This is a genomic window from Escherichia sp. MOD1-EC5189 (genome assembly GCF_002966045.1).
GTDB classification, from domain to species: Bacteria; Pseudomonadota; Gammaproteobacteria; order Enterobacterales; family Enterobacteriaceae; genus Escherichia; species Escherichia coli_F.
Window position 1 is genome coordinate 91,897 of sequence record NZ_PTRX01000016.1, and the last position, 25,420, is coordinate 117,316.

Annotated in this window: 30 protein-coding genes; 16 read left to right on the plus strand and 14 right to left on the minus strand. The window is 50.7% G+C overall.

Going from position 1 to position 25,420, the window contains the following annotated elements:
* The first annotated feature begins 12 nt into the window (after positions 1–12).
* Complete coding sequence (locus tag ATB02_RS15035; RefSeq protein ID WP_105271832.1) at positions 13–978, plus strand: DMT family transporter; 966 nt, start codon at positions 13–15, stop codon at positions 976–978.
* A gap of 107 nt (positions 979–1,085) precedes the next feature.
* Entirely contained in the window at positions 1,086–1,748 is a 663-nt protein-coding gene (gene ytfE / locus ATB02_RS15040; protein WP_000331449.1) for an iron-sulfur cluster repair protein YtfE, read from the plus strand.
* A 44-nt stretch (positions 1,749–1,792) separates the two neighbouring features.
* Here the strand turns inward: ytfE and cycA are convergent, their stop codons facing one another.
* Together cycA and fklB are read right to left on the minus strand one after the other, a co-directional pair.
* Positions 1,793–3,205, minus strand: coding sequence for a D-serine/D-alanine/glycine transporter (cycA, locus tag ATB02_RS15045; RefSeq protein WP_000228347.1), 1,413 nt, complete (start codon positions 3,203–3,205; stop codon positions 1,793–1,795).
* A gap of 308 nt (positions 3,206–3,513) precedes the next feature.
* Entirely contained in the window at positions 3,514–4,134 is a 621-nt protein-coding gene (fklB, locus tag ATB02_RS15050; RefSeq protein ID WP_000211225.1) for an FKBP-type peptidyl-prolyl cis-trans isomerase, read from the minus strand.
* A gap of 217 nt (positions 4,135–4,351) precedes the next feature.
* Between fklB and ytfB the strand changes: the two genes are divergently transcribed.
* On the plus strand, positions 4,352–4,990 hold the full coding sequence (gene ytfB / locus ATB02_RS15055; RefSeq protein ID WP_001119472.1) for a cell division protein YtfB: 639 nt from the start codon (positions 4,352–4,354) through the stop codon (positions 4,988–4,990).
* Here ytfB and ATB02_RS15060 read toward each other — a convergent pair.
* Positions 4,974–5,621, minus strand: a complete 648-nt coding sequence (locus ATB02_RS15060; RefSeq protein WP_105271833.1) for a TetR/AcrR family transcriptional regulator — start codon at positions 5,619–5,621, stop codon at positions 4,974–4,976. The two genes, ytfB and ATB02_RS15060, sit on opposite strands and share 17 nt — an antisense overlap.
* A 211-nt stretch (positions 5,622–5,832) precedes the next feature.
* Here ATB02_RS15060 and ATB02_RS15065 point away from each other — a divergent pair, with 211 nt between their 5' ends.
* Genes ATB02_RS15065 through ATB02_RS15100 form a run of 8 tightly spaced genes read left to right on the plus strand, consistent with a single transcriptional unit; the run spans position 5,833 to position 14,756 of the window.
* Entirely contained in the window at positions 5,833–6,624 is a 792-nt protein-coding gene (locus ATB02_RS15065) for a 3-ketoacyl-ACP reductase (protein WP_000843394.1), read from the plus strand.
* A gap of 9 nt (positions 6,625–6,633) precedes the next feature.
* Entirely contained in the window at positions 6,634–7,476 is an 843-nt protein-coding gene (locus ATB02_RS15070) for a sugar phosphate isomerase/epimerase family protein (RefSeq protein ID WP_105271834.1), read from the plus strand.
* Positions 7,477–7,485: 9 nt separating this feature from the next.
* Complete coding sequence (locus ATB02_RS15075; RefSeq protein WP_105271835.1) at positions 7,486–8,262, plus strand: enoyl-CoA hydratase/isomerase family protein; 777 nt, start codon at positions 7,486–7,488, stop codon at positions 8,260–8,262.
* A gap of 9 nt (positions 8,263–8,271) precedes the next feature.
* Positions 8,272–9,813 carry an acyl CoA:acetate/3-ketoacid CoA transferase gene (locus ATB02_RS15080; RefSeq protein WP_105271836.1) on the plus strand — a complete coding sequence of 514 codons (1,542 nt, stop codon included), beginning with the start codon at positions 8,272–8,274 and terminating at the stop codon, positions 9,811–9,813.
* A complete protein-coding gene (locus tag ATB02_RS15085) occupies positions 9,810–11,891 on the plus strand; it encodes an FAD-dependent oxidoreductase (RefSeq protein WP_104917794.1) in 2,082 nt (693 codons plus the stop codon). Before ATB02_RS15080 ends, ATB02_RS15085 begins: the two co-directional genes overlap by 4 nt.
* A gap of 20 nt (positions 11,892–11,911) precedes the next feature.
* The gene (locus tag ATB02_RS15090; protein ID WP_105271842.1) at positions 11,912–12,388 is read left to right on the plus strand and encodes a TRAP transporter small permease; all 477 of its coding nucleotides are present in this window, start codon (positions 11,912–11,914) and stop codon (positions 12,386–12,388) included.
* Positions 12,389–12,430: 42 nt separating this feature from the next.
* Positions 12,431–13,732, plus strand: coding sequence for a TRAP transporter large permease (locus tag ATB02_RS15095; protein ID WP_032304372.1), 1,302 nt, complete (start codon positions 12,431–12,433; stop codon positions 13,730–13,732).
* Between the two features lie 52 nt (positions 13,733–13,784).
* A complete protein-coding gene (locus ATB02_RS15100) occupies positions 13,785–14,756 on the plus strand; it encodes a TRAP transporter substrate-binding protein (protein ID WP_105271837.1) in 972 nt (323 codons plus the stop codon).
* 111 nt (positions 14,757–14,867) lie between these two features.
* On the opposite strand, the gene rplI is transcribed toward ATB02_RS15100, so the two are convergent.
* The 4 genes from rplI to rpsF are packed head-to-tail and all read right to left on the minus strand — an operon-like array spanning position 14,868 to position 16,307.
* On the minus strand, positions 14,868–15,317 hold the full coding sequence (rplI, locus tag ATB02_RS15105; RefSeq protein WP_001196062.1) for a 50S ribosomal protein L9: 450 nt from the start codon (positions 15,315–15,317) through the stop codon (positions 14,868–14,870).
* 41 nt (positions 15,318–15,358) lie between these two features.
* On the minus strand, positions 15,359–15,586 hold the full coding sequence (gene rpsR, locus ATB02_RS15110; protein ID WP_000135199.1) for a 30S ribosomal protein S18: 228 nt from the start codon (positions 15,584–15,586) through the stop codon (positions 15,359–15,361).
* Positions 15,587–15,590: 4 nt separating this feature from the next.
* Positions 15,591–15,905: a primosomal replication protein N gene (priB, locus tag ATB02_RS15115; RefSeq protein ID WP_001296681.1), complete on the minus strand. Its 315-nt coding sequence runs from the start codon at positions 15,903–15,905 to the stop codon at positions 15,591–15,593.
* 6 nt (positions 15,906–15,911) lie between these two features.
* The gene (gene rpsF, locus ATB02_RS15120) at positions 15,912–16,307 is read right to left on the minus strand and encodes a 30S ribosomal protein S6 (protein ID WP_001216676.1); all 396 of its coding nucleotides are present in this window, start codon (positions 16,305–16,307) and stop codon (positions 15,912–15,914) included.
* Between the two features lie 327 nt (positions 16,308–16,634).
* Between rpsF and yjfY the strand changes: the two genes are divergently transcribed.
* Positions 16,635–16,910 carry a DUF1471 family protein YjfY gene (yjfY, locus tag ATB02_RS15125; protein WP_000492914.1) on the plus strand — a complete coding sequence of 92 codons (276 nt, stop codon included), beginning with the start codon at positions 16,635–16,637 and terminating at the stop codon, positions 16,908–16,910.
* Positions 16,911–17,038: 128 nt separating this feature from the next.
* Here the strand turns inward: yjfY and ulaF are convergent, their stop codons facing one another.
* The 6 genes from ulaF to ulaA are packed head-to-tail and all read right to left on the minus strand — an operon-like array spanning position 17,039 to position 21,445.
* Positions 17,039–17,725 carry an L-ribulose-5-phosphate 4-epimerase UlaF gene (gene ulaF, locus ATB02_RS15130; protein ID WP_001170804.1) on the minus strand — a complete coding sequence of 229 codons (687 nt, stop codon included), beginning with the start codon at positions 17,723–17,725 and terminating at the stop codon, positions 17,039–17,041.
* Entirely contained in the window at positions 17,725–18,579 is an 855-nt protein-coding gene (gene ulaE / locus ATB02_RS15135; RefSeq protein ID WP_000949511.1) for an L-ribulose-5-phosphate 3-epimerase UlaE, read from the minus strand. The genes ulaF and ulaE overlap by 1 nt, the downstream gene beginning before the upstream one ends.
* A gap of 9 nt (positions 18,580–18,588) precedes the next feature.
* Positions 18,589–19,239: a 3-keto-L-gulonate-6-phosphate decarboxylase UlaD gene (ulaD, locus tag ATB02_RS15140; RefSeq protein ID WP_105271838.1), complete on the minus strand. Its 651-nt coding sequence runs from the start codon at positions 19,237–19,239 to the stop codon at positions 18,589–18,591.
* Positions 19,240–19,252: 13 nt separating this feature from the next.
* A complete protein-coding gene (ulaC, locus tag ATB02_RS15145; protein ID WP_000776505.1) occupies positions 19,253–19,717 on the minus strand; it encodes a PTS ascorbate transporter subunit IIA in 465 nt (154 codons plus the stop codon).
* Between the two features lie 9 nt (positions 19,718–19,726).
* The gene (gene ulaB / locus ATB02_RS15150; protein WP_000218362.1) at positions 19,727–20,032 is read right to left on the minus strand and encodes a PTS ascorbate transporter subunit IIB; all 306 of its coding nucleotides are present in this window, start codon (positions 20,030–20,032) and stop codon (positions 19,727–19,729) included.
* 15 nt (positions 20,033–20,047) lie between these two features.
* Positions 20,048–21,445: a PTS ascorbate transporter subunit IIC gene (gene ulaA, locus ATB02_RS15155; protein WP_105271839.1), complete on the minus strand. Its 1,398-nt coding sequence runs from the start codon at positions 21,443–21,445 to the stop codon at positions 20,048–20,050.
* A gap of 354 nt (positions 21,446–21,799) precedes the next feature.
* On the opposite strand from ulaA, the gene ulaG reads away from it, so the two are divergent.
* Positions 21,800–22,864 carry an L-ascorbate 6-phosphate lactonase gene (ulaG, locus tag ATB02_RS15160; protein ID WP_001353507.1) on the plus strand — a complete coding sequence of 355 codons (1,065 nt, stop codon included), beginning with the start codon at positions 21,800–21,802 and terminating at the stop codon, positions 22,862–22,864.
* Positions 22,865–22,971: 107 nt separating this feature from the next.
* Positions 22,972–23,727, plus strand: a complete 756-nt coding sequence (gene ulaR, locus ATB02_RS15165; RefSeq protein ID WP_000133631.1) for an HTH-type transcriptional regulator UlaR — start codon at positions 22,972–22,974, stop codon at positions 23,725–23,727.
* Here the strand turns inward: ulaR and yjfP are convergent.
* The gene (gene yjfP / locus ATB02_RS15170) at positions 23,724–24,473 is read right to left on the minus strand and encodes an esterase (RefSeq protein ID WP_032185754.1); all 750 of its coding nucleotides are present in this window, start codon (positions 24,471–24,473) and stop codon (positions 23,724–23,726) included. The genes ulaR and yjfP overlap by 4 nt on opposite strands.
* Positions 24,474–24,654: 181 nt before the next feature.
* Here yjfP and bsmA point away from each other — a divergent pair, with 181 nt between their 5' ends.
* Together bsmA and yjfN are read left to right on the plus strand one after the other, a co-directional pair.
* The gene (bsmA, locus tag ATB02_RS15175) at positions 24,655–24,984 is read left to right on the plus strand and encodes a biofilm peroxide resistance protein BsmA (RefSeq protein WP_097745787.1); all 330 of its coding nucleotides are present in this window, start codon (positions 24,655–24,657) and stop codon (positions 24,982–24,984) included.
* Positions 24,985–25,132: 148 nt separating this feature from the next.
* On the plus strand, positions 25,133–25,408 hold the full coding sequence (gene yjfN / locus ATB02_RS15180; protein WP_024166233.1) for a DUF1471 family protease activator YjfN: 276 nt from the start codon (positions 25,133–25,135) through the stop codon (positions 25,406–25,408).
* The last annotated feature ends 12 nt before the right edge of the window (positions 25,409–25,420 follow it).

Below are 25,420 nucleotides of genomic sequence, written 5' to 3' on the forward strand. Positions count from 1 at the left end.
TGGATGCCAGTAATGATTAGCGGCGTGCTGTACGCCCTGTTAGCAGGGTTGATGTGGGGGCTTATATTTGTCGGGCCGTTGATCGTGCCGGAATACCCGGCGATGTTGCAGTCGATGGGCCGTTATCTGGCGTTAGGGTTAATTGCGCTGCCCATTGCCTGGCTGGGACGCGTGCGTCTGCGTCAGTTGGCGCGTCGCGACTGGCTTACCGCCTTGATGCTCACCATGATGGGCAACCTCATCTATTACTTCTGCCTTGCCAGTGCCATTCAACGTACTGGCGCGCCTGTTTCCACGATGATTATTGGCACCCTGCCGGTGGTGATTCCCGTTTTTGCCAATCTGCTTTATAGCCAGCGCGACGGCAAACTCGCGTGGGGAAAACTCGCCCCGGCACTGGTTTGTATTGGCATCGGCCTGGCGTGTGTGAATATTGCTGAGTTAAACCACGGACTCCCCGATTTTGACTGGGCACGTTATACCTCTGGCATCGTGCTGGCGTTAGTTTCCGTGGTCTGCTGGGCATGGTATGCCCTGCGCAACGCCCGCTGGCTGCGGGAAAACCCAGACAAACATCCGATGATGTGGGCGACGGCGCAGGCGCTGGTCACGCTGCCGGTTTCTCTCATCGGTTATCTCGTCGCCTGTTACTGGCTGAATACGCAAACGCCGGGCTTCTCCCTACCTTTTGGCCCCCGTCCGCTGGTGTTTATTAGTCTGATGATTGCGATAGCCGTGCTTTGCTCATGGGTTGGCGCACTCTGCTGGAACGTCGCCAGCCAGCGATTACCGACGGTTATCCTCGGACCGTTGATTGTTTTCGAAACGCTGGCAGGTTTGCTGTACACCTTTTTACTCCGCCAGCAAATGCCGCCGCTAATGACGCTGAGCGGTATCGCGCTGTTAGTGATTGGCGTGGTCATTGCGGTCAGAGCCAAACCGGAAAAGCCTTTAACTGAATCTGTCTCAGAAAGTTGACACGCTGGCAGTGAGTTAAATAAGCCTCTGCTACGTAAGGGTTATAGCATTTGCCTTAAAGATGCATTTAAAATACATCTTATATTATTAAGAATGAGGTATCAGCTATGGCTTATCGCGACCAACCTTTAGGTGAACTGGCGCTCTCTATTCCTCGCGCTTCGGCTCTGTTTCGTAAATATGATATGGATTACTGCTGCGGCGGTAAGCAAACGCTGGCGCGTGCGGCGGCACGTAAAGAACTGGATGTTGACGTCATTGAAGCCGAACTGGCAAAGCTTGCTGAACAACCGATTGAGAAAGACTGGCGTAGCGCCCCACTGGCGGAAATCATCGACCATATCATCGTGCGCTACCACGATCGTCACCGTGAACAACTGCCGGAACTGATTCTGCAAGCGACTAAAGTCGAACGCGTTCACGCCGACAAACCGAGCGTGCCAAAAGGGCTGACAAAATACCTGACTATGCTGCATGAAGAGCTTTCCAGCCACATGATGAAAGAAGAGCAGATCCTCTTCCCGATGATCAAACAAGGCATGGGTAGCCAGGCGATGGGGCCAATTAGCGTAATGGAAAGCGAGCACGATGAAGCGGGCGAACTGCTGGAAGTGATTAAACACACCACCAATAACGTCACACCGCCGCCGGAAGCCTGCACCACCTGGAAAGCGATGTATAACGGTATTAATGAATTGATTGATGACCTGATGGATCACATCAGCCTGGAAAACAATGTACTGTTCCCACGCGCGCTGGCGGGTGAGTGATCTAAAAGCTGGATGGCATTGCGCCATCCAGCATGATAAAGCCGTTACTTCCGCAGTTCAGCAGTCCGCTTCTTACCAATAAACAACCAGCCCAACCCCAGCGCGATAAACCACAGCGGGGTAACCAGCAGCGCCTGGCGAGTGTCATCTTCCAGTGTCAGCAACACGACCACGAACACAAAGAACGCCATACATACCCAGCACATCAGCTTGCCGAGCGGCATCTTGTAGATCGACTTCTCATGCAGATGAGGTCGCTGTTTGCGATACACCAGGTATGAGCAAAGGATAATCGTCCAGACGAACATAAACAGAATCGCGGAAACAGTCGTGATCATCGTGAACGCGCCAATTACACTTGGATTCACATACAACATCACCACGCCGCCGAGCAGACAGATACAAGAGAAGGTCAGCCCTTTCGCGGGCACGGCGCGCTTAGAAAGTTTAGCGAACGCTTTCGGCGCAACACCTTCCTGGGCCAGACCAAACAGCATACGGCTGGTAGAGAAGACGCCGCTGTTAGCGGAAGACGCCGCAGAGGTCAGCACCACAAAGTTGATTACGCTGGCAGCCGCAGGCAAACCCACCAACACAAACAATTCAACAAACGGGCTTTTCTCCGGGACTACTGAACTCCACGGCGTCACGGACATAATCACAATCAGCGCGAAGACGTAGAACATAATGATACGGATCGGAATAGAGTTAATCGCGCGTGGCAGTGATTTCTCTGGATCTTTGGTTTCCGCAGCTGTGGTACCTACCAGCTCAATCCCCACGAAAGCGAAAACCGCTATCTGGAATCCAGCAAAGAAGCCACTTAAGCCTTTCGGGAACCAGCCGCCGTCATTCCACAAATGTGCAAATGATGCTTCCACACCGGTCGGTGACTGAAAGTGCATCGCCACCATGACCAGGCCGACAACAATCAGCGACACGATGGCGACGATTTTGATCATCGCAAACCAGAACTCCATCTCACCGAACATTTTCACGGTGGCGAGGTTAAGCGTCAGCAGCAGCACTATCACCGCCAGCGAGGCAACCCAGTCGGAGAGATCGGGGAACCAGAACTGAGCATAGGCAGTGATGGCCACCACGTCCGCCATACCGGTAACCACCCAGCAGAACCAGTAGGTCCAGCCAGTGAAATATCCCGCCCATGGCCCCAGTAAATCGGAAGCGAAGTCACTAAAAGATTTGTATTCCAGATTCGAAAGCAGCAATTCCCCCATTGCCCGCATCACGAAAAAGAGCATAAAACCGATGATCATATAAACGAAGATGATCGACGGTCCGGCAAGGCTGATTGTTTTACCGGACCCCATAAACAACCCCGTACCAATGGCCCCACCAATGGCAATAAGCTGAATATGTCGGTTTGTGAGATTGCGCCGTAGCGACTGTTCAGCCGGAGCCTGATCATCGGCAACGACTTTTACCTGATCTACCATGTTTTTTTCTTCCTGTACCTGTCTGTGTTGTTCAGGCTCTGCGGCCTTTAGTCAGTCTATGATACGACGAATCTGTATCGGGACTCATCGATATTAGGTAACAATACGCGGGATGAATACTAAGATTTAGATCTAATGTTAATTTTATGTTTAAAGTGAGTGTCATATCACGGTGATAACGCGAAACAGCTCACAAAAATACACGCTTACGTGGTCTTTGCAACACAAAATAGCGCCATTTGGCAAACTGAAGGGTTTATTGCTGAATGCCTGCTCCCCTCTGGCTCGAGGGGAACAGAATGCGCTGCTTAGAGGATTTCCAGCAGTTCGACTTCAAACACCAGGGTGCTGAACGGAGGGATGGACGCGCCTGCGCCGCGCTCGCCATATGCCAGTTCCTGCGGGATAGTCAGTTCCCATTTAGAACCTACCGGCATCAGAGTCAGTGCTTCAATCCAGCCAGGGATCACGCCGTTAACCGGGAATTCAGCTGGCTCGCCGCGAGCAACGGAGCTGTCAAACACGGTGCCGTCGATCAATTTACCGGTGTAATGAACACGAACGCGGTCGGTACGTGCCGGAATTGCGCCTTCACCCTGGTTGATCACGCGGAATTGCAGGCCAGATTCAGTGCTATTCACACCTTCTTTTTTGGCGTTTTCTTCCAGGTATTTCACACCTTCAGCAGCCATCGCCTGGAAACGCTGACGACGAACGGCATCGGCGCGTTCGTGGATTTCACGCAGCGCGCGGTGCACCACATCAACCGGAACAGCCGGATGTTTGCCTTCCAGCGCATCGGCAATGCCTGCAACCAGTGCTTCTGGCAGCAGCCCTTCCAGGCCAGATTCACTCAGTTGTTGCCCTACCTGCAAACCAATGCCGTAGCTTGCTTGCGCTTCGATGGTGTCAAAAGTTGGGGTGGTCATCGTATTTCCTTTCTTAGGGTATAAAGTAGCGGGCAGCATATCAGCCACACTTCTTTGGGTAAAACTTTGTCGCGGGAATGATGACAAATCCCGGGGAAAAAGAAACAATAGCAATATCCCGTATGAATATAATAAAGGCGGGTTTACCACGGACATCATAGCGTTAGCTTATTCATAGGCTATGATTGAGGAACAAGACGCGGAGCAGGAGGAAACCATGCCCGGGCGCTTTGAACTAAAACCAACCCTGGAGAAAGTCTGGCACGCGCCGGACAATTTTCGCTTCATGGACCCGCTGCCGCCGATGCATCGTCGGGGGATCATTATTGCCGCCATTGTATTGGTGGTCGGATTTCTACTCCCGTCGGATGATACGCCAAACGCGCCGGTGGTGACGCGTGAAGCACAGTTAGATATTCAGTCGCAATCACAACCGCCGACAGAAGAACAGCTGCGGGCGCAATTAGTCACACCACAAAATGATCCTGATCAGGTGGCTCCGGTCGCTCCAGAACCGATACAGGAAGGCCAACCGGAAGAGCAGCCGCAAACCTCGCAAGTGCAACCTTTCCAGCCAGATAGCGGAATTGACAATCAATGGCGCTCTTATCGTGTCGAACCCGGTAAAACAATGGCGCAGCTGTTCCGCGACCACGGACTGCCCGCTACCGATGTCTATGCAATGGCGCAGGTAGAAGGCGCGGATAAACCACTGAGTAATTTGCAAAATGGGCAGATGGTGAAAATCCGCCAGAACGCCAGCGGCGTGGTGACGGGCTTAACCATTGATACGGGAAATAATCAACAGGTCCTGTTTACCCGCCAGCCGGATGGCAGTTTTATTCGCGCGCGGTAGATGAAGGGTCAACCAGAAGCCAGCTAAGGATCGTCTCTTTGATGACCTTACGCCTGGCTTCCAGTGCCTGCGGTGAAACCATACTGATGTGATAAACCAGGCCAAGCGTATGCTGGTTGATCAAATAATATCCTCCAAGAGCAGCAATATTAATATTCACCTGCAACGGGTCGATATCTGGCTTAAAAATATTGCGCCGTTTGCCTTCAGCTAATAATGACTCCATTAACTGTAAGTGTGCGTGGTTAATTTCTAAAAGGCGCTGTGATTTTGCATAATGCACCCCTTTACTCTGGTTTTCACTATGCACAATTTTTAAAAACCAAGGGTTAGCAATGTAATAATCCCAGGTGAAATCGATAATTTTCTCAATGGCTTTTTGTGGCGGAAGAGCTGAGAAATCAAGGGATTTTTCTTTTTGCCGAATATCATTCCAGGTATATTCCAGCACTTCGATAAATAAATTTTCTTTATTACCAAAGTGATGATAAACCGTCTGTTTACTGCACTCCGCGGCCTTGACGATATTATCGACTCTGGCCCCTTCGTAACCATATTCGGCAAATTCATTAACCGCACATAACAACAGCTTTTCCTTCAGGCTTTGTACGTTGCTGGTATCAAGATACATTCCGCTTCCCCACGTCTTCTTCGTGATGACTATCTTAACCCGATTTGTTAGAAGCTCCACTAAAATGGCTAAAAACTCGCAATTTCATCGGGTTATCAAATGCTCTGTGATCATTATCGCATATCAACCAACTAGATGGTTGATCTTTCTTGCCACACATTGCAAGCTAATCGTCACTTAAGGAAATAATATTCAAAAAGAGGGTTATTGTATGAAGTCAACACGTCCTGTTGCTGTCATCACTGGAGCCGCACGTGGTATTGGAAAGGGCTGTGCACTGGAACTTGCGCGTGGCGGATTTAATCTGCTGATTAATGATCGTCCGGATGCCGACAGCGTAGAAAAATTACATGCCACACAACAGGAATGTCTGGCAGAAGGCGTGGAAGTGATTTGCTTCCCTGCTGATGTTGGTGATCTCTCCCTGCATGAAGAGATGCTCGACGCGGCGCAAAACCAGTGGGGGCGTCTGGACTGTCTGCTCAATAACGCGGGAATTTCAGTGAAAAAACGCGGTGACCTCCTCGACCTCGAACCAGACAGCTTCGACCAAAACATTGCCATTAACACCCGCGCGCCGTTTTTCCTCGCTCAGGCATTCAGTAAGCGATTACTGGCACAGCCGAAACCGGAAGCAGAACTGCCGCACCGCTCGATTATTTTTGTCAGTTCCATAAACGCCATCATGCTGGCGATGAATCGCGGCGAATATACCATTGCCAAAACTGCCGTCTCCGCCGCAGCTCGTCTGTTTGCCGCTCGCCTTTGCAATGAACAAATTGGCGTTTATGAAGTGCGCCCTGGCCTAATCAAAACCGATATGACCATTCCGGCAACGGCTTATTACGACGAACTGATTGCTAAGGGGTTAGTGCCGTGGGGACGTTGGGGTTATCCGGCTGATATTGCTTCCACTGTCCGCGCGATGGCGGAAGGTAAACTGATTTACACCTGCGGTCAGGCGGTCGCCATCGACGGCGGCTTAAGTATGCCGCGCTTCTGAGGCTGAATCATGAGAGATCTGTTACAACGCCCGGATTTATTCAGTATCAATACCGCGACGCTAGGTTATAAAACGCCGCTGCCCGCCATTATTGATGCCTGCGCCGCACGCGGTATTGGTGCGATCGCCCCCTGGCGCAGAGAGTTGCAGGGCGAAGATCTCCAGCAGATCGCCCGCCAACTCGCTGCTAACAACATAAGCGTTTCCGGTTTGTGTCGTAGCACCTACTACACCGCGCCGACGCTGGCGGAGCGCAAGCTGGCGATTGATGATAACCGCCGGGCGCTGGACGACGCCGCTGTACTGAACGCCGCCTGTTACATGCAGGTGGTTGGCGGTCTGCCAACGGGAACAAAAGATCTGTACGAAGCGCGGGAACAGGTGAAACAAGGGATACGCCAGTTGCTGCCACATTCGAAAGCAGTGGGTGTGCCAATTGCACTGGAGCCGCTGCATCCGATGACTGCTGCCGATCGCTCTTGCCTGTGCACGTTACGCCAGGCGCTGGACTGGTGTGATGAACTCGATCCCGATGGTGAGTTTGGTCTCGGCGTGGCGGTAGATGTCTACCACGTTTGGTGGGACCCGGATCTCGCCAGCCAGATCCTGCGTGCCGGAAAACGCATTCTCGCTTTTCATGTTTCCGACTGGCTGGTGCCAACCACCGATTTAGTCAATGACCGGGGAATGCCGGGAGATGGCGTAATCAATATTCCGTCTATTCGTCGCCAGGTAGAAAATGCCGGATTTAACGGTGCTGTGGAACTGGAAATTTTCTCACCGTACTGGTGGCAGCAAGATATTAACAGCACGTTGGATATTAGCGTCGATCGCATCGCGCATTATTGTTAAGGAATGATCATGAGTGACCAACCCGTTCTGTTCAGCAGAGCGGCGGCTTCTTGCCGCCTGACATTGAACCGTGAAGATAAATGTCATGCTATTAACGAAGAGATGATTGAATCTCTCGACCATTATTTAAATGAAATTGAAAATGACACGACATTACGCTTAGTCGAATTAACTGCAACTGGTGATAAATTCTTTTGTGCAGGTGGCGATATTAAATCGTGGTCAGCCTATTCGCCATTAGATATGGGCAGAAAATGGATTAAACGCGGTAACGAGGTTTTTAATCGCCTGCGCAATTTACCCCAATTAACGGTTGCAAATCTCAACGGCCATACCATCGGCGGTGGGATTGAACTCGCCTTGTGCTGCGATATTCGTATCGCCCGCCCCCACGCGAAATTCTCTAATCCTGAAGTGATCCTCGGCATGGTGCCAGGCTGGATGGGCATTGAACGCGTGCTTAATCAGGTGGGCCCGGTGGTTGGTCGCCAGATGCTGATGCTGGGTAAGCGCCTGACGGCGCAGGAAGCTCAGGCAGCGAATTTAATTGATGAAGTGGTGGAAAAAGAACAGGTGGAACGCTGGATGGCGAATCAGTTAGCGCAGCTGGAAAAATGCGGTCCGGTGGCGCTCGCACATATCAAGCAACTGATTCTGGCGCTGGAAAATAAACACGCCGATTACTCCCACCAGTTACTGGCTGGATTAATGTCCGCCACTCAGGATTGCCAGCAGGCGACGCGCGCATTTGCCGAAAAAAGTAGCGTGAGCTTCCAAAATCAATAAGGAAATTGTATGCGTAAGATAACAACCGCCGAGACACTGGCGGCGCAAATTCAGGACGGCGCAACCATTGCCATTAGCGGTAATGGCGGCGGCATGGTGGAAGCGGACCATATTCTGGCTGCTATTGAAGCGCGTTTCCTGCAAACCGGACACCCGCGCGATCTGACATTAATCCACTCGCTGGGCATTGGCGATCGCGACTGCAAAGGCACTAACCGTTTTGCGCACGCAGAGATGCTCAAACGCATTATTGCCGGGCACTTTACCTGGTCGCCCAAAATGCAGGCACTGGTAAAAAATAACACAATTGAAGCCTACTGCTTTCCTGGTGGCGTGATTCAGGCGTTGCTACGGGAGATCGGCGCCGGACGTCCAGGGCTTTTTACCCACGTTGGGCTGGGCTCGTTTGTTGATCCACGCAATGGCGGCGGTAAGTCGAATGAATGCACTACCGACGACCTGGTAGAACTGATTGAAATCGACGGTGAAACCAAACTTCGTTATCGCCCTTTCAAAGTGGATTACGCGATTTTGCGTGGCACTTATGCCGATCCTCGAGGCAACGTCAGCCTTGAAGAAGAGGCGATTGATATGGATAGCTATTCCATGGCGCTGGCAGCACACAACAGCGGCGGCAAAGTGTTCGTACAGGTGCGCGATGTGCTGGAAGCTGGTGCCATTGAACCACGCCGGGTCAAATTACCGGGCATTCTGGTTGATGGCATCGTTGAACACCGCGAACAACCACAAACCTATCTTGGCGGTTACGATCTGACCATTAGCGGTCAGCATCGCCGTCTAAGTTCTAACGACGCAATTGAACTGGTTAGTCATCCGGTGCGCCGCCTGATTGCCCGTCGGGCAGCACACGAACTGGTGGCTGGCGCTTCAACCAACTTTGGCTTTGGTATTCCGGGCGGTATTCCAGGAGTAGCGCTGCGCGAAGGCGTGCCTTATCAAAGTTTATGGCTGAGCGTAGAACAGGGCGTACATAACGGCATGATGCTGGATGATGCTCTGTTCGGCTGCGCCCGCAACGCCGATGCCATTATTCCGTCACTCGATCAGTTCGAGTTCTACAGCGGCGGCGGCATCGACATTACTTTCCTCGGTATGGGTGAGATGGATGAGTACGGTAACGTCAACGTCTCCCATCTCAATGGCAATCTCATTGGCCCCGGCGGATTTCTCGAAATTGCGCAAAACGCCCGTAAAGTGGTGTTCTGTGGCACGTTCGACGCCAAAGGTAGCAAGATTGATGTAACACCAGATGGCTTGCATATCGCCCAGTCAGGTCAAATCCCTAAACTGGTTACCCAGGTGGAAAAAATCACTTTTAGCGCCGCCTACGCACAGCAAAGCGGTCAGGAAGTGTTGTATATCACTGAACGTGCAGTATTCCAGTTAACGGCAGAAGGCGTTGAATTAATTGAAATCGCACCAGGTGTGGAGATTGAGCGCGACATTCTGCCATATATGGCTTTCCGTCCAATTATCAATCAGCCACGCCTGATGGAAAGTAGCCTGTTTACGCCGATGGAGGATGCATGAGTCAGCTTGATGACACCATCCTTGATGCGCTGACGCACGTCACTTTCCCGAAGGGTTTTGCACAGGCAGAACCCGCATGGGTTGTCACGGTAGACGGTGTTGATTACCCACTCTGGCAAACAGATGCCCTGGTAGTCGGCAGTGGTGCAGCCGGGCTGCGTGCAGCTGTGGAACTTAAACGCCGCCAGCAAAATGTGCTGATCGCCACCGCCGGGTTATATATGGGGACATCGGCATGTTCTGGTTCCGATAAACAGACGCTGTTTACCGCCGCTACCGCGGGCAATGGCGACAACTTCACCAAACTGGCAGAGGCACTGGCGAGCGGTGGAGCGATGGATCACGACACCGCTTATGTCGAAGCGGTAGGTTCTCTGCACACTCTTGGCGGGTTGCAATATCTTGGTCTGGAATTACCGGAAGATCGCTATGGCGCGATTCTTCGTTATCAAACCGACCATGACGAAGCCGGGCGTGCAACCTCGTGTGGGCCGCGTACCTCAAGGTTAATGGTGAAAGTGCTGCTGGAAGAAGTACAGCGCCTCGCCATTCCAGTGTTGACCAGTGCAACAGTGATTAAACTGCTGCATCAGCGTGACGAAAACGGCGAAGACTGCGTGGCGGGGGCAATCCTCGCGACCGGTCATCGCGCCCATAACCCATGGGGGCTGGCAATTGTGACTGCGCCCAATGTGGTGCTGGCAACAGGAGGGCCTGGCGAGCTTTATCGAGACAGTGTGTACCCACATAAATGCTTCGGCTCGCTGGGGCTGGCGCTGGAAGAAGGTCTGACGCTAACCAATCTGACCGAAAGCCAGTTTGGTATAGGCACGCCGCGCAGCACGTTTCCGTGGAATTTGTCCGGCACCTATGTACAGGTGATCCCATATATCTATTCCGTGGATGCCGGGGGCAACGAGTATAACTTCCTCGCAGATTACTATCGCACCACCCAGGAGCTGGCTTCAAACATCTTCCGTAAAGGCTATCAGTGGCCGTTTCACGCCACACGAGTGATGGATTTTGGCTCCAGCTTGTTAGATATGGCAGTAGCGCAAGAGCAGCAATCAGGGCGTCAGGTATTTATGGATTTCAATCGCAATCCTGAACCTGTGCCGGGTGACATGCCGTTCTCATTAGATCGACTGGACGACGACGTTCGCGCGTATCTGGAAAATAACGACGCTCTGGCACCATCGCCCATCGAACGACTGCAACGAATGAATCCGCTGTCTATCTCGCTGTATAAGATGCACGGTTACGATCTCACCACGCAGCCATTGCAGTTTGCCATGAATAATCAGCATATGAATGGCGGCATTGAAGTGGATATCTGGGGGCAAACCTCCCTGCCCGGCTGTTTCGCCGTGGGGGAAGTTGCTGGCACACACGGCGTCACTCGCCCTGGTGGTGCGGCATTGAATGCCGGGCAGGTTTTTGCTGTTCGTCTGGCACGTTTTATTGGTTGCACGCAAAAACGTAATATTGATGGAGATATAGCACAGCTGGTAGCTCCGGCACTGGCTTCTATAAGAGAGATCATTACTCAGGCGCACGATAACGGGACCGGGATGCCGTTGTCGATTGTGAGAGAAAAAATTCAGGCACGAATGTCTGACTATGCGGGATTTATTTGCCATGCCGATAAAGTTCGACGTGCCACTCGTGATGCCCTGCTATTGAGTGAATTTGTCCAACAGCATGGATTGGCAATCAAACATGTGGGCGAAGTTGCCGAGCTGTTTATGTGGCGGCATATGGCACTGACGTCTACCGCCGTATTAACGCAATTGACGCATTATATTGACGCAGGTGGTGGTAGCCGGGGAGCACGTATTATTCTCGACAGTGATGGAAATTCTATTCCGCAAACACGAAATGGTTTTTGTGATGCCTGGCGCTTTCGTTCAGAGCGTACTGAGGATAAAAAAGATAAACTACTTATTCATTATTGCAATGGTATCTTTCACGTCAGAAAAGCACCTGTTCGTGAGTTTCCCATTATCCGCGGCATTTGGTTTGAAAAAAACTGGCCTGGTTTTCTTAATGGGACAATTTACCAGCCACAGGATGAATGATATTGCAAAGGTTAATCACTATGCGAAATATAATTAGATCTATTAATGCTCTGCTTGCAACATTGAATATTACCATTTTGGCGATCATTGTGGCATGTGTGACATGGCAGGTGGTAGCACGATTTATATTTAAAAGCCCCAGCATATTTACGGATGAACTCAGTCGTTTGCTTTTTATTTGCCTTGGCCTTTTTGGTGGTGCCTATACCGCGGGGCAGAACCGGCATCTGGCGATTGATCTGCTTCCTATGATGCTGAAAGGAAAAGCCCGGCGTCATTTATTTTTGTGTATTCAGATTATCGTTATTATCTTCGCTACCATCATTATGGTATATGGTGGTGGGCTATTAACGCTGGACACATTCGATTCAGGTCAAACCTCACCCGCTTTAGGCTGGCAGATGGGATATATCTATATGAGTATCCCAATTAGTGGTGTGCTTATTATTATATACACCATAGATATGGTTTTAACAGAACTTAAACAACCACTCTAAAGATAATAAACAACAACCAACCATAGTAGGAATGGAGAAATTATGGATTACTGGTTACCGATTATTGTGTTATTTGGTGCCTTCTTTTTTATGCTGGCATTAGGTGTACCTATTGTTTATGCCATTGGTTTATCCACACTGGCATCAATTTCCACACAACTCGATTTCAACTCAGCATTGAGTGTGGTTTCCCAAAAGTTAGCCTCCGGGTTAGATAGCTTTACATTATTGGCAATCCCATTTTTTATTTTGTCTGGCAACATTATGAATCATGGAGGAATAGCGCGACGATTAATCAACTTTGCCCGAATTCTTGGCGGTCGACTGCCAGGCTCACTTGCTCACTGTAATATTCTTGCCAATATGCTGTTTGGCGCTATTTCCGGTTCAGCAGTGGCATCTGCCGCAGCGATGGGCGGTGTAATGCATCCACAACAAGTGAAAGAGGGCTACGATCCCGCGTTCAGCACAGCAGTTAACGTTGCCTCTGCACCGACAGGTTTACTTATTCCACCCAGTAATACGTTAATTGTCTTTTCACTGGTCAGCGGCGGTACGTCTATTGCCGCACTATTCCTGGCAGGGTATGTTCCGGGAATTTTGCTGGGCCTGGCGCTGATGACTGTGGCTGGTATTATCGCGGTACGTCGTGGTTATCCAAAGCCAGAACGTCCGACTTTGCGCCAGGCTGGAGTGGCAATATGGATGGCGATCCCCAGTATTTTCCTGATTGTATTAATTATGGGTGGCGTACTAAGCGGTATTTTCACCCCGACAGAAGCATCTGCAATTGCGGTAATTTATACCCTTTTCCTTGCACTGGTTCTTTATCGTGAAATCTCAGTTAAAGATTTGCCTAAGATATTTCTGGAATCCGTCATTACCACTGCAATTGTCTTATTGTTAATTGGTTCTTCAATGGGAATGTCATGGGCAATGTCAAACGCTGACGTTCCCTTCCTGATTCTCGATTTGCTTAACACTATTTCTGACAATCCAATAATCATCCTGCTTATTATCAATATTATTCTGTTGATTATCGGCACATTTATGGATATGACACCGGCGGTACTGATTTTTACGCCGATATTTTTACCGGTTGTCACCGAACTGGGCATGGACCCGATTCACTTTGGCATTGTCATGGTACTGAACATGTGTATCGGTATTTGTACCCCACCAGTGGGTAGTGTGCTGTTTGTTGGCTGTAGCGTATCTAAATTACCAATTAACAAAATTATCAAACCTATGCTGCCATTCTATGCCGTGATGGTATTGGTGCTGGCAATGGTTACCTATATTCCGCAAATCAGTATGGCATTGCCAAGAGCACTGGGCTACTGATGCGCATTCACTGGCGGCATCAGCCGCCATATTTATTAGAAAAGGAACATCTATGAAAATAAAAGTATCCGCTGGCATTATCGGTGCTGTGCTTATGCTATCCGCAAGCCAGTCCTGGGCAGTAACATTAAAACTTAGCCATAATCAGGATAAATCTCATCCTGTTCATAAAGCGATGGAGTTCTTTGCGAAAAAGAGCAAAGAGTACTCTAACGGTGATATTACTATTCGTATTTATCCAAATGGAACATTGGGTACTCAACGAGAAACAATGGAGCTGATTCGTTCTGGTGCTATTCCGCTGGTAAAAACCAATGCGGCGGAGATGGAAGCCTTCGAGAGTTCGTATAAACTATTTAGCCTGCCTTATTTGTTCCGCGATCGTGATCATTATTATCAGGTCATGCAAGGCGATATCGGAAGGAAAATCCTCGACTCAACGAAAAACAAAGGTTATTTCGGTCTGACTTTCTATGATGGAGGCGCCCGCAGCTTCTACGGCAATAAACCGGTGCTGAAACCAGACGATCTCAAAGGAATGAAAGTTCGTGTCCAGCCAAGCCCAGGGGCAGTTGAGATGATCAAAGTCATGGGAGGTAACCCAACACCGCTGGATTATGGAGAGTTGTACACAGCATTGCAGCAAGGTGTGGTTGATATGGCGGAAAACAGTGTGATGGCGCTGACCACCATGCGCCACGGTGAAGTAGCAAAATCCTTCAGCCTTGACGAACACACTATGGTTCCTGATGTGGTTCTAATGAGCAATGCTTCGTTTGATAAGCTTAGCCCGGCAAATCAGGCAGCTATATTAAAAGCAGCTAAAGAATCAATGAGCTACATGAAAGACTTGTGGAGCGAGGAAGAGAAAAAAGAATTCGCTAAACTGGATCAAATGGGCGTGAAAGTCTACAAGGTTGACAAAGCACCGTTTATCGAGAAAGTGCAGCCGATGTACGCAGCCTTTGCTAAGGAAAACCCTGCTCTCGCCCCAATGCTAACTGATATTCAGGCGACTAAGTAATTATCTTAATAGGGCTGCTTATTGTGGCCCTTAGCAATATCTACAAGCGCTCGCTATAAAAGCAAAACGCCGACACAAGGTCGGCGTTTTTACGTCTCGTTGAATAACGAATTATTCAGCTACTACGTTTACGATCACTTTCGCGAATACTTCGCTGTGAACCTGGAAGCTCACTTCGTGTTCGCCAGTGGTACGCAGAACGCCGTTCGGCAGACGAACTTCGCTCTTAGCCACTTCAACGCCAGCTGCAGTTACAGCGTCAGCGATGTCGCGAGTACCGATGGAACCGAACAGTTTACCTTCATCGCCAGCTTTAGACGCGATGGTAACAGTTTCCAGTGCATTGATTTTCTCAGCGCGAGCATTAGCAGCTGCCAGAACTTCAGCCAGTTTAGCTTCCAGTTCAGCGCGACGTGCTTCGAAGAATTCAATGTTTTTCTTGGTAGCTGGAACAGCTTTACCCTGCGGTACCAGGAAGTTACGAGCATAGCCCGCTTTAACGTTTACCTGATCACCCAGGCTACCCAGGTTTGCTACTTTATCAAGCAGAATAACTTGCATTACCTTATCCTCTCAAAGTCGTATTAATGGACCGTGACCGATTACTGATGGCGATCAGTGTACGGCAGCAGGGACAGGTAGCGAGCGCGTTTGATAGCGCGAGCCAGCTGACGCTGGTATTTTGCACGGGTACCGGTGATACGGCTTGGGACAATCTTACCGCTTTCGGTGATGTAGTTTTTCAGCGTAGCGATATCTTTATAGTCGATCTCTTGAACGCCTTCCGCGGTGAAACGGCAGAACTTGCGACGACGGAAATAACGTGCCATATGGCTAGTCTCCAGAATCTATCAATTCAATCTGCTCGGCATGCAAAACCATTTTGCTCAGTCCGTTCTTTGCCTTGTGGCATGAAATGAACCCCTGAACGGTTATGCGACTGCCGACCGTTATACTGTGAGTAATGGCCTGGTTTTCGTGTCCGCTAACAATAACGGGCATTTGACACCACGCCTGCCGGTGAAAGCCGGCTTCCTCCTGCACAGAACGATGCTCAAGCACGAACTGGCAGTGAGGAATTCCTGATGGACTGACCTTTCGAAGGGGAGTCCTGCACACGGTGCCGGACAACACCAGACGGTTGGTCATCAGAAATTACTCTTCAGAATCCCCAGCTTCAGCATCATCAGCGGTTTCGTTTGCGAAATCATCGCGACGCTCACGGCGCTCGTCTTTCGCTTTAACCATCGGAGATGCTTCGGTAACAGCGTGCTTGGTACGCATAACCATGCTGCGGATAACGGCATCGTTGAAGCGGAAGGTAGTTTCCAGCTCATCGATCACTTCCTGCGGAGCTTCAACGTTCATCAGAACGTAGTGTGCTTTGTGCAGTTTGTTGATCGGGTAAGCCAGCTGACGGCGGCCCCAGTCTTCCAGACGGTGGATCTTGCCTTCTGCACCAGTGATGGCAGCAGTATAGCGCTCGATCATGCCCGGAACCTGTTCGCTCTGGTCAGGATGGACCATAAAAACGATTTCGTAATGACGCATCGAATTGCTCCTTACGGATTATTCAGCCTCCTGTCTGGGTCAGCCGAATCCCGGGGAGGCAAGGAACGTGTTAAAGGTCGGCTGAAAAATGACGCGTTATAGTACTGACATACCCCGCTAAACTCAAGGCCAGCCGACAAATAAATCTCATCTTTCACCAAATCGTACTAACACGCTGATTTGAAGTTCATCACACCTCATCATGGTGTTTTTTTGAACAACTGCATCAGAAATGGTCACCATCCACTTCTTTATCATTGATTAAAATTAAATCAGAAGATCACCACAAGAGGAGAGCACACAAAGTCAGCCGTCGAGGAGGTATCTATGTTCAGCCGTGTTTTAGCCCTTCTGGCTGTGCTTTTGCTAAGTGCAAATACATGGGCAGCCATTGAAATTAATAACCACCAGGCCAGAAATATGGACGATGTGCAAAGCTTAGGCGTGATTTATATCAATCATAATTTCGCCACTGAAAGTGAAGCACGTCAGGCATTAAATGAAGAGACAGATGCGCAGGGCGCAACGTACTACCATGTGATTCTGATGCGGGAACCGGGGAGTAACGGCAATATGCACGCCAGCGCGGATATTTATCGCTAGCACCAGGTATAACCAACGAAACATTGCCATAGTTTGCTTTGCCCCCTTCTCAGGGGGCTTTTTTTGAAAAACGGCTGCGGACTTAGACCAGTTATCTCCCGAAGAAGGAAATTTCCGCAGCGCGTGTTTTACTTCTGCCCGTAATAGGCGTTAGGACCGTGCTTACGCATGAAGTGTTTATTCATGAGATAGCTGTCGATGTGATTCAGTTGTGGGTTAATGCCGCGGGCAATCCACGCCATTTTCGCCACTTCTTCCATCACCACCGCGTTATGCACCGCATCGTGAGCATCTTTCCCCCAGGCGAACGGCCCGTGCTGATACACCACAATTCCCGGCGTATGCAGCGGCTCGGCGTCACCCAGCGTTTCGATAATCACTTTGCCAGTGTTTAGCTCGTATTCCCCCTGCACTTCTTCTTCACTTAACCCACGCGTACACGGGATATCGCCAAAGAAGTAGTCAGCGTGCGTGGTGCCTAATGCCGGGATAGCCAGCCCCGCCTGCGCCCATGCGGTGGCATGCGTGGAATGGGTATGGACAATGCCGCCAAGCGACGGATAACGGCGGTAGAGTTCAAGATGCGTCGCAGTGTCGGAAGACGGACGATACTCCCCTTCCACCACCTTGCCGCTCATATCAACCACCACCATATCGTCTGCTTTCATGGTTTCGTAGGCGACACCGCTGGGCTTGATCACCACCAGCCCGCGTTCGCGGTCAATGGCGCTGACGTTACCCCAGGTAAAGGTCACCAGCCCGTAACGCGGCAGATCCATGTTGGCTTCAAATACCTGCTGTTTCAGCTTTTGCATTATGCCGCCTCCACCATGCCTGCTTTAGCCATGCGCGCTTTCACCCAATCACGCGCTTTCGCCACTTCTGCCGCCGGGTCTTCCGCCGTTTCGCTCCACATCTCAATCAGGTACGGCCCGCAATAGCCACTCTGTTTGAGCGTTTCAAAGCAACGTTCGAAATCCACTACGCCTTCGCCAAACGGCACGTTTTTGAAGACGCCTGGTTTAGTGTCTTTCACATGCACCGCGACGATATGCCCGATTCCGGCCTGCAATTCCATCTGCACGTCGTTGTCCCACGCCGACAAGTTGCCGATATCCGGGTAGAGCTGGAACCACGGGTTGTTGAGATAGTGCGCGTAACCCAGCGCCTTGCTGATGGAGTTCATCAACGGATAATCCATGATCTCCATCGCCAGCGTGACCTGCGCGCGGCTTGCCATCTCAACGCTCTCTTTCAGGCCGTCACGGAAACGACGACGCGTTTCGTTATTGGCTTCCTGATAGTAAACGTCATAGCCCGCCAGTTGGATCACGCGAATACCGACATCCTGGGCGAACTGGATAGCCTTACGCATAATCTCCAGCCCCTGCGCCCGCACCGCGTCATCTTCGCTGCCCAGCGGGAAACGACGATGGGCAGAAAGGCACATGGATGGTACGCGCACGCCGGTTTCCACAATCGCGTTGACCAGCGCCAGACGCTGCTCGCGGCTCCAGTCGAGGCGCGACAGGCGCTCGTCCGTTTCATCTACCGACATCTCGACAAAATCGAAGCCTAACGTTTTTGCCAGTTGCAGCCGTTCCAGCCAGCACTCCCCGGCGGGGAGCGCTTTTTCATAGATGCCAAGCGGGATTTGTTTGGACAACATATCCGCTCCTTAGCCCCACAGTTGGGCGATGGAACGTTTGAACTGACGCGCGGCTTCCACCGGAGAAGCGGCATCACGGATGCTGCGACCCGCGATAAAGACATGAATCGGAATGCCTTTGAACAGCGGCAGGTCTTCCAGCGCCAGGCCACCGGTGACGGTGACTTTGAAGCCCATATCGGAAAGACGTTTGATCGCGGTGATATCCGCTTCGCCCCACGCCACGCCTGCGGCCTGCGCGTCACGGCTGCGGTGATAAACCACCTGCTGGATACCTGCGTCGCGCCACTGCTGCGCCTGTTCCCAGGTCCAGTAACCGGTCAGTTCGATCTGCACGTCACCATTAAACTCTTTTGCCACGTCCAGCGCGCCTTTGGCGGTGTTGATATCTGCACAACAAATCACGGTCACCCAGTCAGCGTTGGCTTCGAAGCACATACGAGAAAGGATTTTGCCCGCATCGGCGATTTTGGCGTCTGCCAGCACGATTTTGTGCGGATAAAGCGCTTTCAGATCGCGAACCGCACGCACGCCTTCGCCCACGCACAGAATGGTGCCCACTTCGATAATGTCGACTTCTTCGGCAATCAGGCGAGTAGTTTCGTAGGCGCTAGCCATAGTCTGGTTGTCCAGCGCGACTTGCAACATCGGTAATGACATTTTCAATTCCTTCTTAAGCAGCCGCGTTGGTGCGGTCAATGAGATCCAGGACTTCCTGCTCGGTACGGCAGGCGCGTAAACGGTCGAAATTCTCTTCATCTTCAAACAGGTTGACGATCTGCATGATGCCCACTTCCTGATGCGTGTTGGCATCGACCGCCGCCATCGTGATGAGGATATCCACCGGGTCGTTATCTTCGTGGTTGAACTCCAGCGGCTTTTTCAGCGTCACCAGTGCAAAACCGGTTTTCTTAACGCCCTCTTCCGGGCGACCATGCGGCATTGCCAGGCCCGGTGCGAGCACAAAGTACGGGCCGTGCTGTTCAACCGCATCCAGAATCGCCTGGTAGTAACGCGGCTCTACCACATCTGCCGCCACCAGCAGGTCAACGCCAATTTTCACTGCGTCCTGCCATGTCTCAGCTTCAGCCTGCAGACGGATAGATTTATTCTCCGCCAGCGAATCACGTAATTTCATAGCGCGCCCTTACTTCACGTCCTGCGGGAAATGTTCTTTGATCACTTCCAGCAGTTTCGGGCCAAAGTCAGCAGGAGAGAGCATGTTGCGCACGCCAACGACATATTTGTTGCCGGTCACGGTGATCTCGCCCGCGATGTGCGTAGAAGCGATGATGATATCCGCGCCGCTCAACTCGCTTTTGTATTCGCCAACCGCGCAGCTGTTTACCGTGTGGTCGATGTTCGACTGGGTTAAAAACTGGTCCACTTTCATCTTCATGATCATGGAACTGCCTTGTCCGTTACCACACACAGCCAGAATACGTACGGTCATAATCAAAACTCCTTATTAAGCAGACTGTTCTGCCAGTTGTTTTTCTGCATCTTCTTCTGCGCGCAGCGCGCGGCCAGCGAAGAACATATAAGCCAGTGCAATGACAATGATGACGGCCATAAAGGCGATGCCGATGGAGAAGAAGCCCTGCATCATCGGTGGTGCCAGAATCGACCAGTCCGCCATGCCCATCCAGGCGCTCATACCGGTAAGTTTCACCGCCCAGACGCAACCAAAGATTTCAATCATCCCCATCACCAGACAAATCTTCAGCGCCGCGCGCCAGCCACCGAAGTGGTTAGCAAACACGCCGATAGTGGCGTTAGAGAAGAACATCGGGATAAAGCCAGGGATAATCAGAATGGAAGAGCCGCAGGCGACCAGGATGCCAACTGCAATCAGTTGACCGATGGTGCCCCACATAAAGCCCCAAACCACAGCGTTCGGCGCGAAGCTATAGATGGCCGCACAGTCAATCGCCAGAACCGCACCGGGGATCAGGCGCTGGGAGATACCGTTAAACGCTTCAGATAGTTCCGCCACAAACATGCGCACGCCCTGAGTGATGATGAAGATCGCCACCGCAAAGGAGAAACCGGTTTGCAGGATGTACACCGTCCAGTTCACTTTACCTGCCATCGCCTGCACGGTGTCGATACCGAAGGAGAGCAGAATGGCACCAAAGAAGATGGTCATGACAATCGCCGTGGAGACGATGTTGTCGTGGAAAATGTTCAGCCAGCCTGGCAGTTTGAGGTCTTCAACGCTTTCCTCTTTTTTGCCGAGGAACGGCGCAACTTTATAAGCAATCCATGATGCAAACTGCTGCTGGTGACCGATGGAGAAACCGCAGTCGTCCGTCACTTCCTGAGTCGGCTTATACATCATGTTGGAGGTAATACCCCAGTAGAGCGAAACCAGAATCGCGGTGCAGATAATGGTCGTCCACATGGAGTAACCGAAGATAAACAGCGTAACGGCAATCAACCCGGCCTGCTGGAACATGATGTGACCCGTCAGCATGATGGTGCGAATACCGGTAATGCGACGCAGCAGCACATAACAGATGTTCAGCGCCAGAGCCAGCAACACCGCGTAGCCCACCCAGCTATAGGCATCGCCCATGCGCTCGATGGTCGCCATCATCGATGCGTAGGTATCTGAAATCGCACCATTAATGCCATAAACCTCCGACATTTTCGCCACCACCGGTTTGAAGGTGCTGGTCAGGATGCCGGACCCGGCCTGCAACAACATGAAACCAATAATGGTTTTAATCGTACCTTTGATAATCACGCTGACACTTTTGCGCAGCAGGATGTAGCCCAGACAGGTCACAATACCCAGCAGTAACGGGGCATTAGTCATGACCTGGTTAAAAAACACGGTAAAGATGTTGTAGAGGATCTCCATAACGATCTCCTGAAGAAGAGGTAACCGGGTATTCCGCACACCCGGAATGTTGTGCACTCACTCTAATTTTCAAAAGTAATCACAACAAGATTATTTATGATTAAATGTGACGCGACACGCAAATAATTCCACATAGAAAGCGTGGAATTCACACAATGCAAAACTTATTAATTAAAATTCATGTAGTTAATTAAATATCACAATCCTTTTCATCTTTAATGCCTTAAAATCAACAACTACTCATCAGGCAAAAAGTCAAAAAATGGTCATTGCCTTCCTGAAAAAATAGTGTCAGGATTAATCAAAACCAATCAAATATTGATTCAAATTGAACTATCATGAAGGTAAATGGCGATGAGTAAAGTGAAAAGTATCACCCGTGAATCCTGGATCCTGAGCACTTTCCCGGAGTGGGGTAGCTGGTTGAATGAAGAAATTGAACAAGAACAGGTAGCTCCTGGCACATTCGCGATGTGGTGGCTAGGCTGCACCGGGATCTGGCTGAAATCTGAAGGTGGCACCAACGTTTGCGTCGATTTCTGGTGTGGTACTGGCAAACAAAGTCACGGTAACCCACTAATGAAACAGGGTCACCAGATGCAGCGCATGGCTGGCGTGAAAAAACTGCAACCGAACCTGCGTACCACCCCATTTGTTCTTGATCCGTTTGCGATTCGCCAGATCGACGCGGTACTGGCAACTCACGATCACAACGATCATATCGACGTCAACGTCGCTGCTGCCGTGATGCAGAACTGCGCTGATGACGTGCCATTTATCGGGCCGAAAACCTGCGTGGATTTGTGGATTGGCTGGGGTGTGCCGAAAGAACGTTGCATCGTGGTCAAACCGGGCGATGTCGTTAAAGTGAAAGACATTGAAATTCATGCCCTTGACGCGTTTGACCGTACTGCACTGATCACTTTGCCTGCCGATCAAAAAGCGGCTGGCGTACTGCCAGACGGCATGGACGATCGCGCGGTAAACTACCTGTTCAAAACGCCGGGCGGTACCCTGTATCACAGTGGCGATTCCCACTACTCTAACTACTATGCGAAGCACGGTAACGAGCATCAGATCGACGTGGCATTAGGTTCATACGGTGAAAACCCACGTGGTATCACCGACAAAATGACCAGTGCTGATATCCTGCGTATGGCAGAAGCGCTGAATACAAAAGTGGTTATCCCGTTCCACCATGATATCTGGTCAAACTTCCAGGCCGATCCGCAAGAGATCCGCGTACTGTGGGAGATGAAAAAAGATCGCCTGAAGTATGGCTTCAAGCCGTTTATCTGGCAGGTCGGTGGCAAATTTACCTGGCCGCTGGATAAAGACAACTTCGAGTACCACTATCCACGTGGTTTTGACGATTGCTTCACCATTGAACCGGATCTGCCGTTCAAGTCGTTCCTGTAATCTGTCGTTTATACCGGATAGCGTGGAGTAGTTCGCGCTATCCGGCGTAGTATTTCCTGGCTATTTCAAATATCATCTAAAAAAATCAAATTTTATCGGAATAGCTCATGACTGAAGCACAAAGACATCAAATTCTCCTGGAAATGCTCGCACAATTGGGCTTTGTGACCGTTGAGAAAGTCGTTGAGCGTCTGGGAATTTCGCCTGCCACTGCGCGACGCGATATCAATAAACTTGACGAAAGCGGCAAACTGAAAAAAGTGCGCAATGGCGCAGAAGCCATTACCCAGCAGCGCCCACGCTGGACGCCGATGAATCTGCATCAGGCGCAGAACCATGATGAAAAAGTACGTATCGCTAAAGCAGCCTCGCAGCTGGTGAATCCCGGCGAAAGCGTCGTCATCAACTGCGGTTCCACCGCGTTTCTGCTTGGGCGGGAAATGTGTGGCAAGCCAGTGCAAATCATTACTAATTATCTACCGCTGGCGAATTACCTGATCGATCAGGAGCATGACAGCGTGATTATCATGGGCGGCCAATACAACAAAAGCCAGTCCATCACCTTAAGTCCACAGGGCAGCGAAAACAGTCTCTATGCCGGGCACTGGATGTTTACCAGCGGCAAAGGACTGACCGCAGAAGGGTTGTATAAAACCGATATGCTGACGGCAATGGCAGAGCAGAAGATGTTGAGCGTGGTAGGGAAACTGGTGGTACTGGTTGATAGCAGTAAGATCGGCGAACGTGCGGGGATGCTCTTTAGTCGTGCAGATCAAATCGATATGCTGATCACCGGCAAAAATGCTAACCCGGAAATCCTGCAACAACTGGAAGCGCAAGGGGTCAGCATTCTGCGTGTTTAAAGATGCTGCTGGAAAAATGTCACGGCAGCATCTAATGCCTCAGGCGTAATGCGGTGACGCACGCCTGGCTGCCATGAACAGGTTAGCAGTTTATCCCGTCCCGTCTCGCTTAAGGCCTGCTGCAAACGTAGTGATTCGTCGGCAGGCACGACGTCATCGTCAAGGCCATGCCACAGCAGTAAAGGTCTGTCACCAAGTTGTTCCAGGTGGTTTGTCGCTTCCCACTCTGCCAGCGGCGCGACAATGTTATTGAATTCATTCTGCTGTGCTGCCGTTTCAGGTATCAGCGGTGGAAACAGTGAACGGGCGAGCGATGTAAAATAGCCCGATCCCATCATGCTGGCGGTACATTTCACCGTGGGGTGGCGAGCGGTAATTCCCAGTGCCGTCATCGCGCCCATCGACGCGCCACCGACTGCCAGACGGTCAGCAAGCAGCCAGTTTTCTTCGGCTATTGCCGCACGTAAGGTAGTGAATTCCTGCATACTTTGTAGCAAAATTTGCCAAAATTGATTTAACCGCCGCGCTGCGTCGCCCCTAAAACGGCTACCGTGATCGGGCGCATCCGGCATGATCACCCGCAAACCAGCCTGCGCCAGCGCAACGGCAAAATAGCTATACACCAGACTGGACGAAGTAAAGCCGTGATAAAAAATCACGCACGGTAACGGGGTATCTTTTTGCCCGACAGGATAAGCATGAAGAACGGGAATATCTGCCAGCACGCGCGAGTCTATTTCAATCATCTGTCTCTCCTTTTTGTCTGGTATGACATGAAGAAATCCTTAGCACAAGTTTCTGCTGGCGGTATTAGTTCATAATGTTGAGATGTGGGTTACGCTTTCATCACGTTTTCATTCGAAAATCGCGTACCAGGTAACAATTCGGGAACATTCCCCCAAAGTTAAATTAATAAGGCACTACACTATGGTTAGCAGGAAACGTAATAGCGTTATTTACCGGTTTGCCAGTTTATTATTGGTGTTGATGTTAAGTGCCTGTAGCGCACTGCAAGGTACGCCACAGCCAGCACCGCCAGTAATGGACCATCCGCAAGAGATTCGCCGCGACCAGACGCAAGGGTTACAGCGAATAGGTAGCGTAAGCACGATGGTTCGGGGTTCTCCGGATGACGCATTAGCAGAAATCAGAGCGAAAGCTGTCGCTGCAAAAGCTGATTATTACGTTGTCGTCATGGTGGACGAAACCATCGTGACAGGACAGTGGTATTCACAAGCTATTTTATACCGTAAATAAATCAGACAACTTATACAGCCAGCTTTACATTGCTTTGCGTCCCTATGCGTTTACCTGTGCACAATAAATTACCAGCTGGAAGCTCGGGCGTTTATTACCGCGATGGAATGCCCTGCAACATGTGGGGAAACGAAAAATGGAGCTGACGATGAAACAATTACTTGCCTCACCCTCGCTGCAATTAGTGACTTATCCTGCGAGCACCACGGCACAGTCTGCAGAATTCGCCAGTGCTGACTGCGTGACGGGCCTGAATGAAATAGGTCAGATCTCGGTTAGCAATATTTCAGGGGATCCGCAGGACGTGGAACGTATCGTGGCGTTAAAGGCCGATGAACAAGGTGCATCATGGTACCGCATTATTACCATGTACGAAGACCAGCAGCCTGATAACTGGCGCGTACAGGCGATCCTGTATGCGTGAGTGTCATCTACA

Excerpts from the sequence above, each read along its gene's own strand:
- ATB02_RS15035 (WP_105271832.1), top strand. The coding sequence starts at position 13 with ATGATTAGCGGCGTGCTGTACGCCCTGTTAGCAGGGTTGATGTGGGGG.
- ytfE (WP_000331449.1), top strand. The coding sequence starts at position 1,086 with ATGGCTTATCGCGACCAACCTTTAGGTGAACTGGCGCTCTCTATTCCT.
- cycA (WP_000228347.1), bottom strand. The coding sequence starts at position 3,205 with ATGGTAGATCAGGTAAAAGTCGTTGCCGATGATCAGGCTCCGGCTGAA.
- fklB (WP_000211225.1), bottom strand. The coding sequence starts at position 4,134 with ATGACCACCCCAACTTTTGACACCATCGAAGCGCAAGCAAGCTACGGC.
- ytfB (WP_001119472.1), top strand. The coding sequence starts at position 4,352 with ATGCCCGGGCGCTTTGAACTAAAACCAACCCTGGAGAAAGTCTGGCAC.
- ATB02_RS15060 (WP_105271833.1), bottom strand. The coding sequence starts at position 5,621 with ATGTATCTTGATACCAGCAACGTACAAAGCCTGAAGGAAAAGCTGTTG.
- ATB02_RS15065 (WP_000843394.1), top strand. The coding sequence starts at position 5,833 with ATGAAGTCAACACGTCCTGTTGCTGTCATCACTGGAGCCGCACGTGGT.
- ATB02_RS15070 (WP_105271834.1), top strand. The coding sequence starts at position 6,634 with ATGAGAGATCTGTTACAACGCCCGGATTTATTCAGTATCAATACCGCG.
- ATB02_RS15075 (WP_105271835.1), top strand. The coding sequence starts at position 7,486 with ATGAGTGACCAACCCGTTCTGTTCAGCAGAGCGGCGGCTTCTTGCCGC.
- ATB02_RS15080 (WP_105271836.1), top strand. The coding sequence starts at position 8,272 with ATGCGTAAGATAACAACCGCCGAGACACTGGCGGCGCAAATTCAGGAC.
- ATB02_RS15085 (WP_104917794.1), top strand. The coding sequence starts at position 9,810 with ATGAGTCAGCTTGATGACACCATCCTTGATGCGCTGACGCACGTCACT.
- ATB02_RS15090 (WP_105271842.1), top strand. The coding sequence starts at position 11,912 with ATGCGAAATATAATTAGATCTATTAATGCTCTGCTTGCAACATTGAAT.
- ATB02_RS15095 (WP_032304372.1), top strand. The coding sequence starts at position 12,431 with ATGGATTACTGGTTACCGATTATTGTGTTATTTGGTGCCTTCTTTTTT.
- ATB02_RS15100 (WP_105271837.1), top strand. The coding sequence starts at position 13,785 with ATGAAAATAAAAGTATCCGCTGGCATTATCGGTGCTGTGCTTATGCTA.
- rplI (WP_001196062.1), bottom strand. The coding sequence starts at position 15,317 with ATGCAAGTTATTCTGCTTGATAAAGTAGCAAACCTGGGTAGCCTGGGT.
- rpsR (WP_000135199.1), bottom strand. The coding sequence starts at position 15,586 with ATGGCACGTTATTTCCGTCGTCGCAAGTTCTGCCGTTTCACCGCGGAA.
- priB (WP_001296681.1), bottom strand. The coding sequence starts at position 15,905 with ATGACCAACCGTCTGGTGTTGTCCGGCACCGTGTGCAGGACTCCCCTT.
- rpsF (WP_001216676.1), bottom strand. The coding sequence starts at position 16,307 with ATGCGTCATTACGAAATCGTTTTTATGGTCCATCCTGACCAGAGCGAA.
- yjfY (WP_000492914.1), top strand. The coding sequence starts at position 16,635 with ATGTTCAGCCGTGTTTTAGCCCTTCTGGCTGTGCTTTTGCTAAGTGCA.
- ulaF (WP_001170804.1), bottom strand. The coding sequence starts at position 17,725 with ATGCAAAAGCTGAAACAGCAGGTATTTGAAGCCAACATGGATCTGCCG.
- ulaE (WP_000949511.1), bottom strand. The coding sequence starts at position 18,579 with ATGTTGTCCAAACAAATCCCGCTTGGCATCTATGAAAAAGCGCTCCCC.
- ulaD (WP_105271838.1), bottom strand. The coding sequence starts at position 19,239 with ATGTCATTACCGATGTTGCAAGTCGCGCTGGACAACCAGACTATGGCT.
- ulaC (WP_000776505.1), bottom strand. The coding sequence starts at position 19,717 with ATGAAATTACGTGATTCGCTGGCGGAGAATAAATCTATCCGTCTGCAG.
- ulaB (WP_000218362.1), bottom strand. The coding sequence starts at position 20,032 with ATGACCGTACGTATTCTGGCTGTGTGTGGTAACGGACAAGGCAGTTCC.
- ulaA (WP_105271839.1), bottom strand. The coding sequence starts at position 21,445 with ATGGAGATCCTCTACAACATCTTTACCGTGTTTTTTAACCAGGTCATG.
- ulaG (WP_001353507.1), top strand. The coding sequence starts at position 21,800 with ATGAGTAAAGTGAAAAGTATCACCCGTGAATCCTGGATCCTGAGCACT.
- ulaR (WP_000133631.1), top strand. The coding sequence starts at position 22,972 with ATGACTGAAGCACAAAGACATCAAATTCTCCTGGAAATGCTCGCACAA.
- yjfP (WP_032185754.1), bottom strand. The coding sequence starts at position 24,473 with ATGATTGAAATAGACTCGCGCGTGCTGGCAGATATTCCCGTTCTTCAT.
- bsmA (WP_097745787.1), top strand. The coding sequence starts at position 24,655 with ATGGTTAGCAGGAAACGTAATAGCGTTATTTACCGGTTTGCCAGTTTA.
- yjfN (WP_024166233.1), top strand. The coding sequence starts at position 25,133 with ATGAAACAATTACTTGCCTCACCCTCGCTGCAATTAGTGACTTATCCT.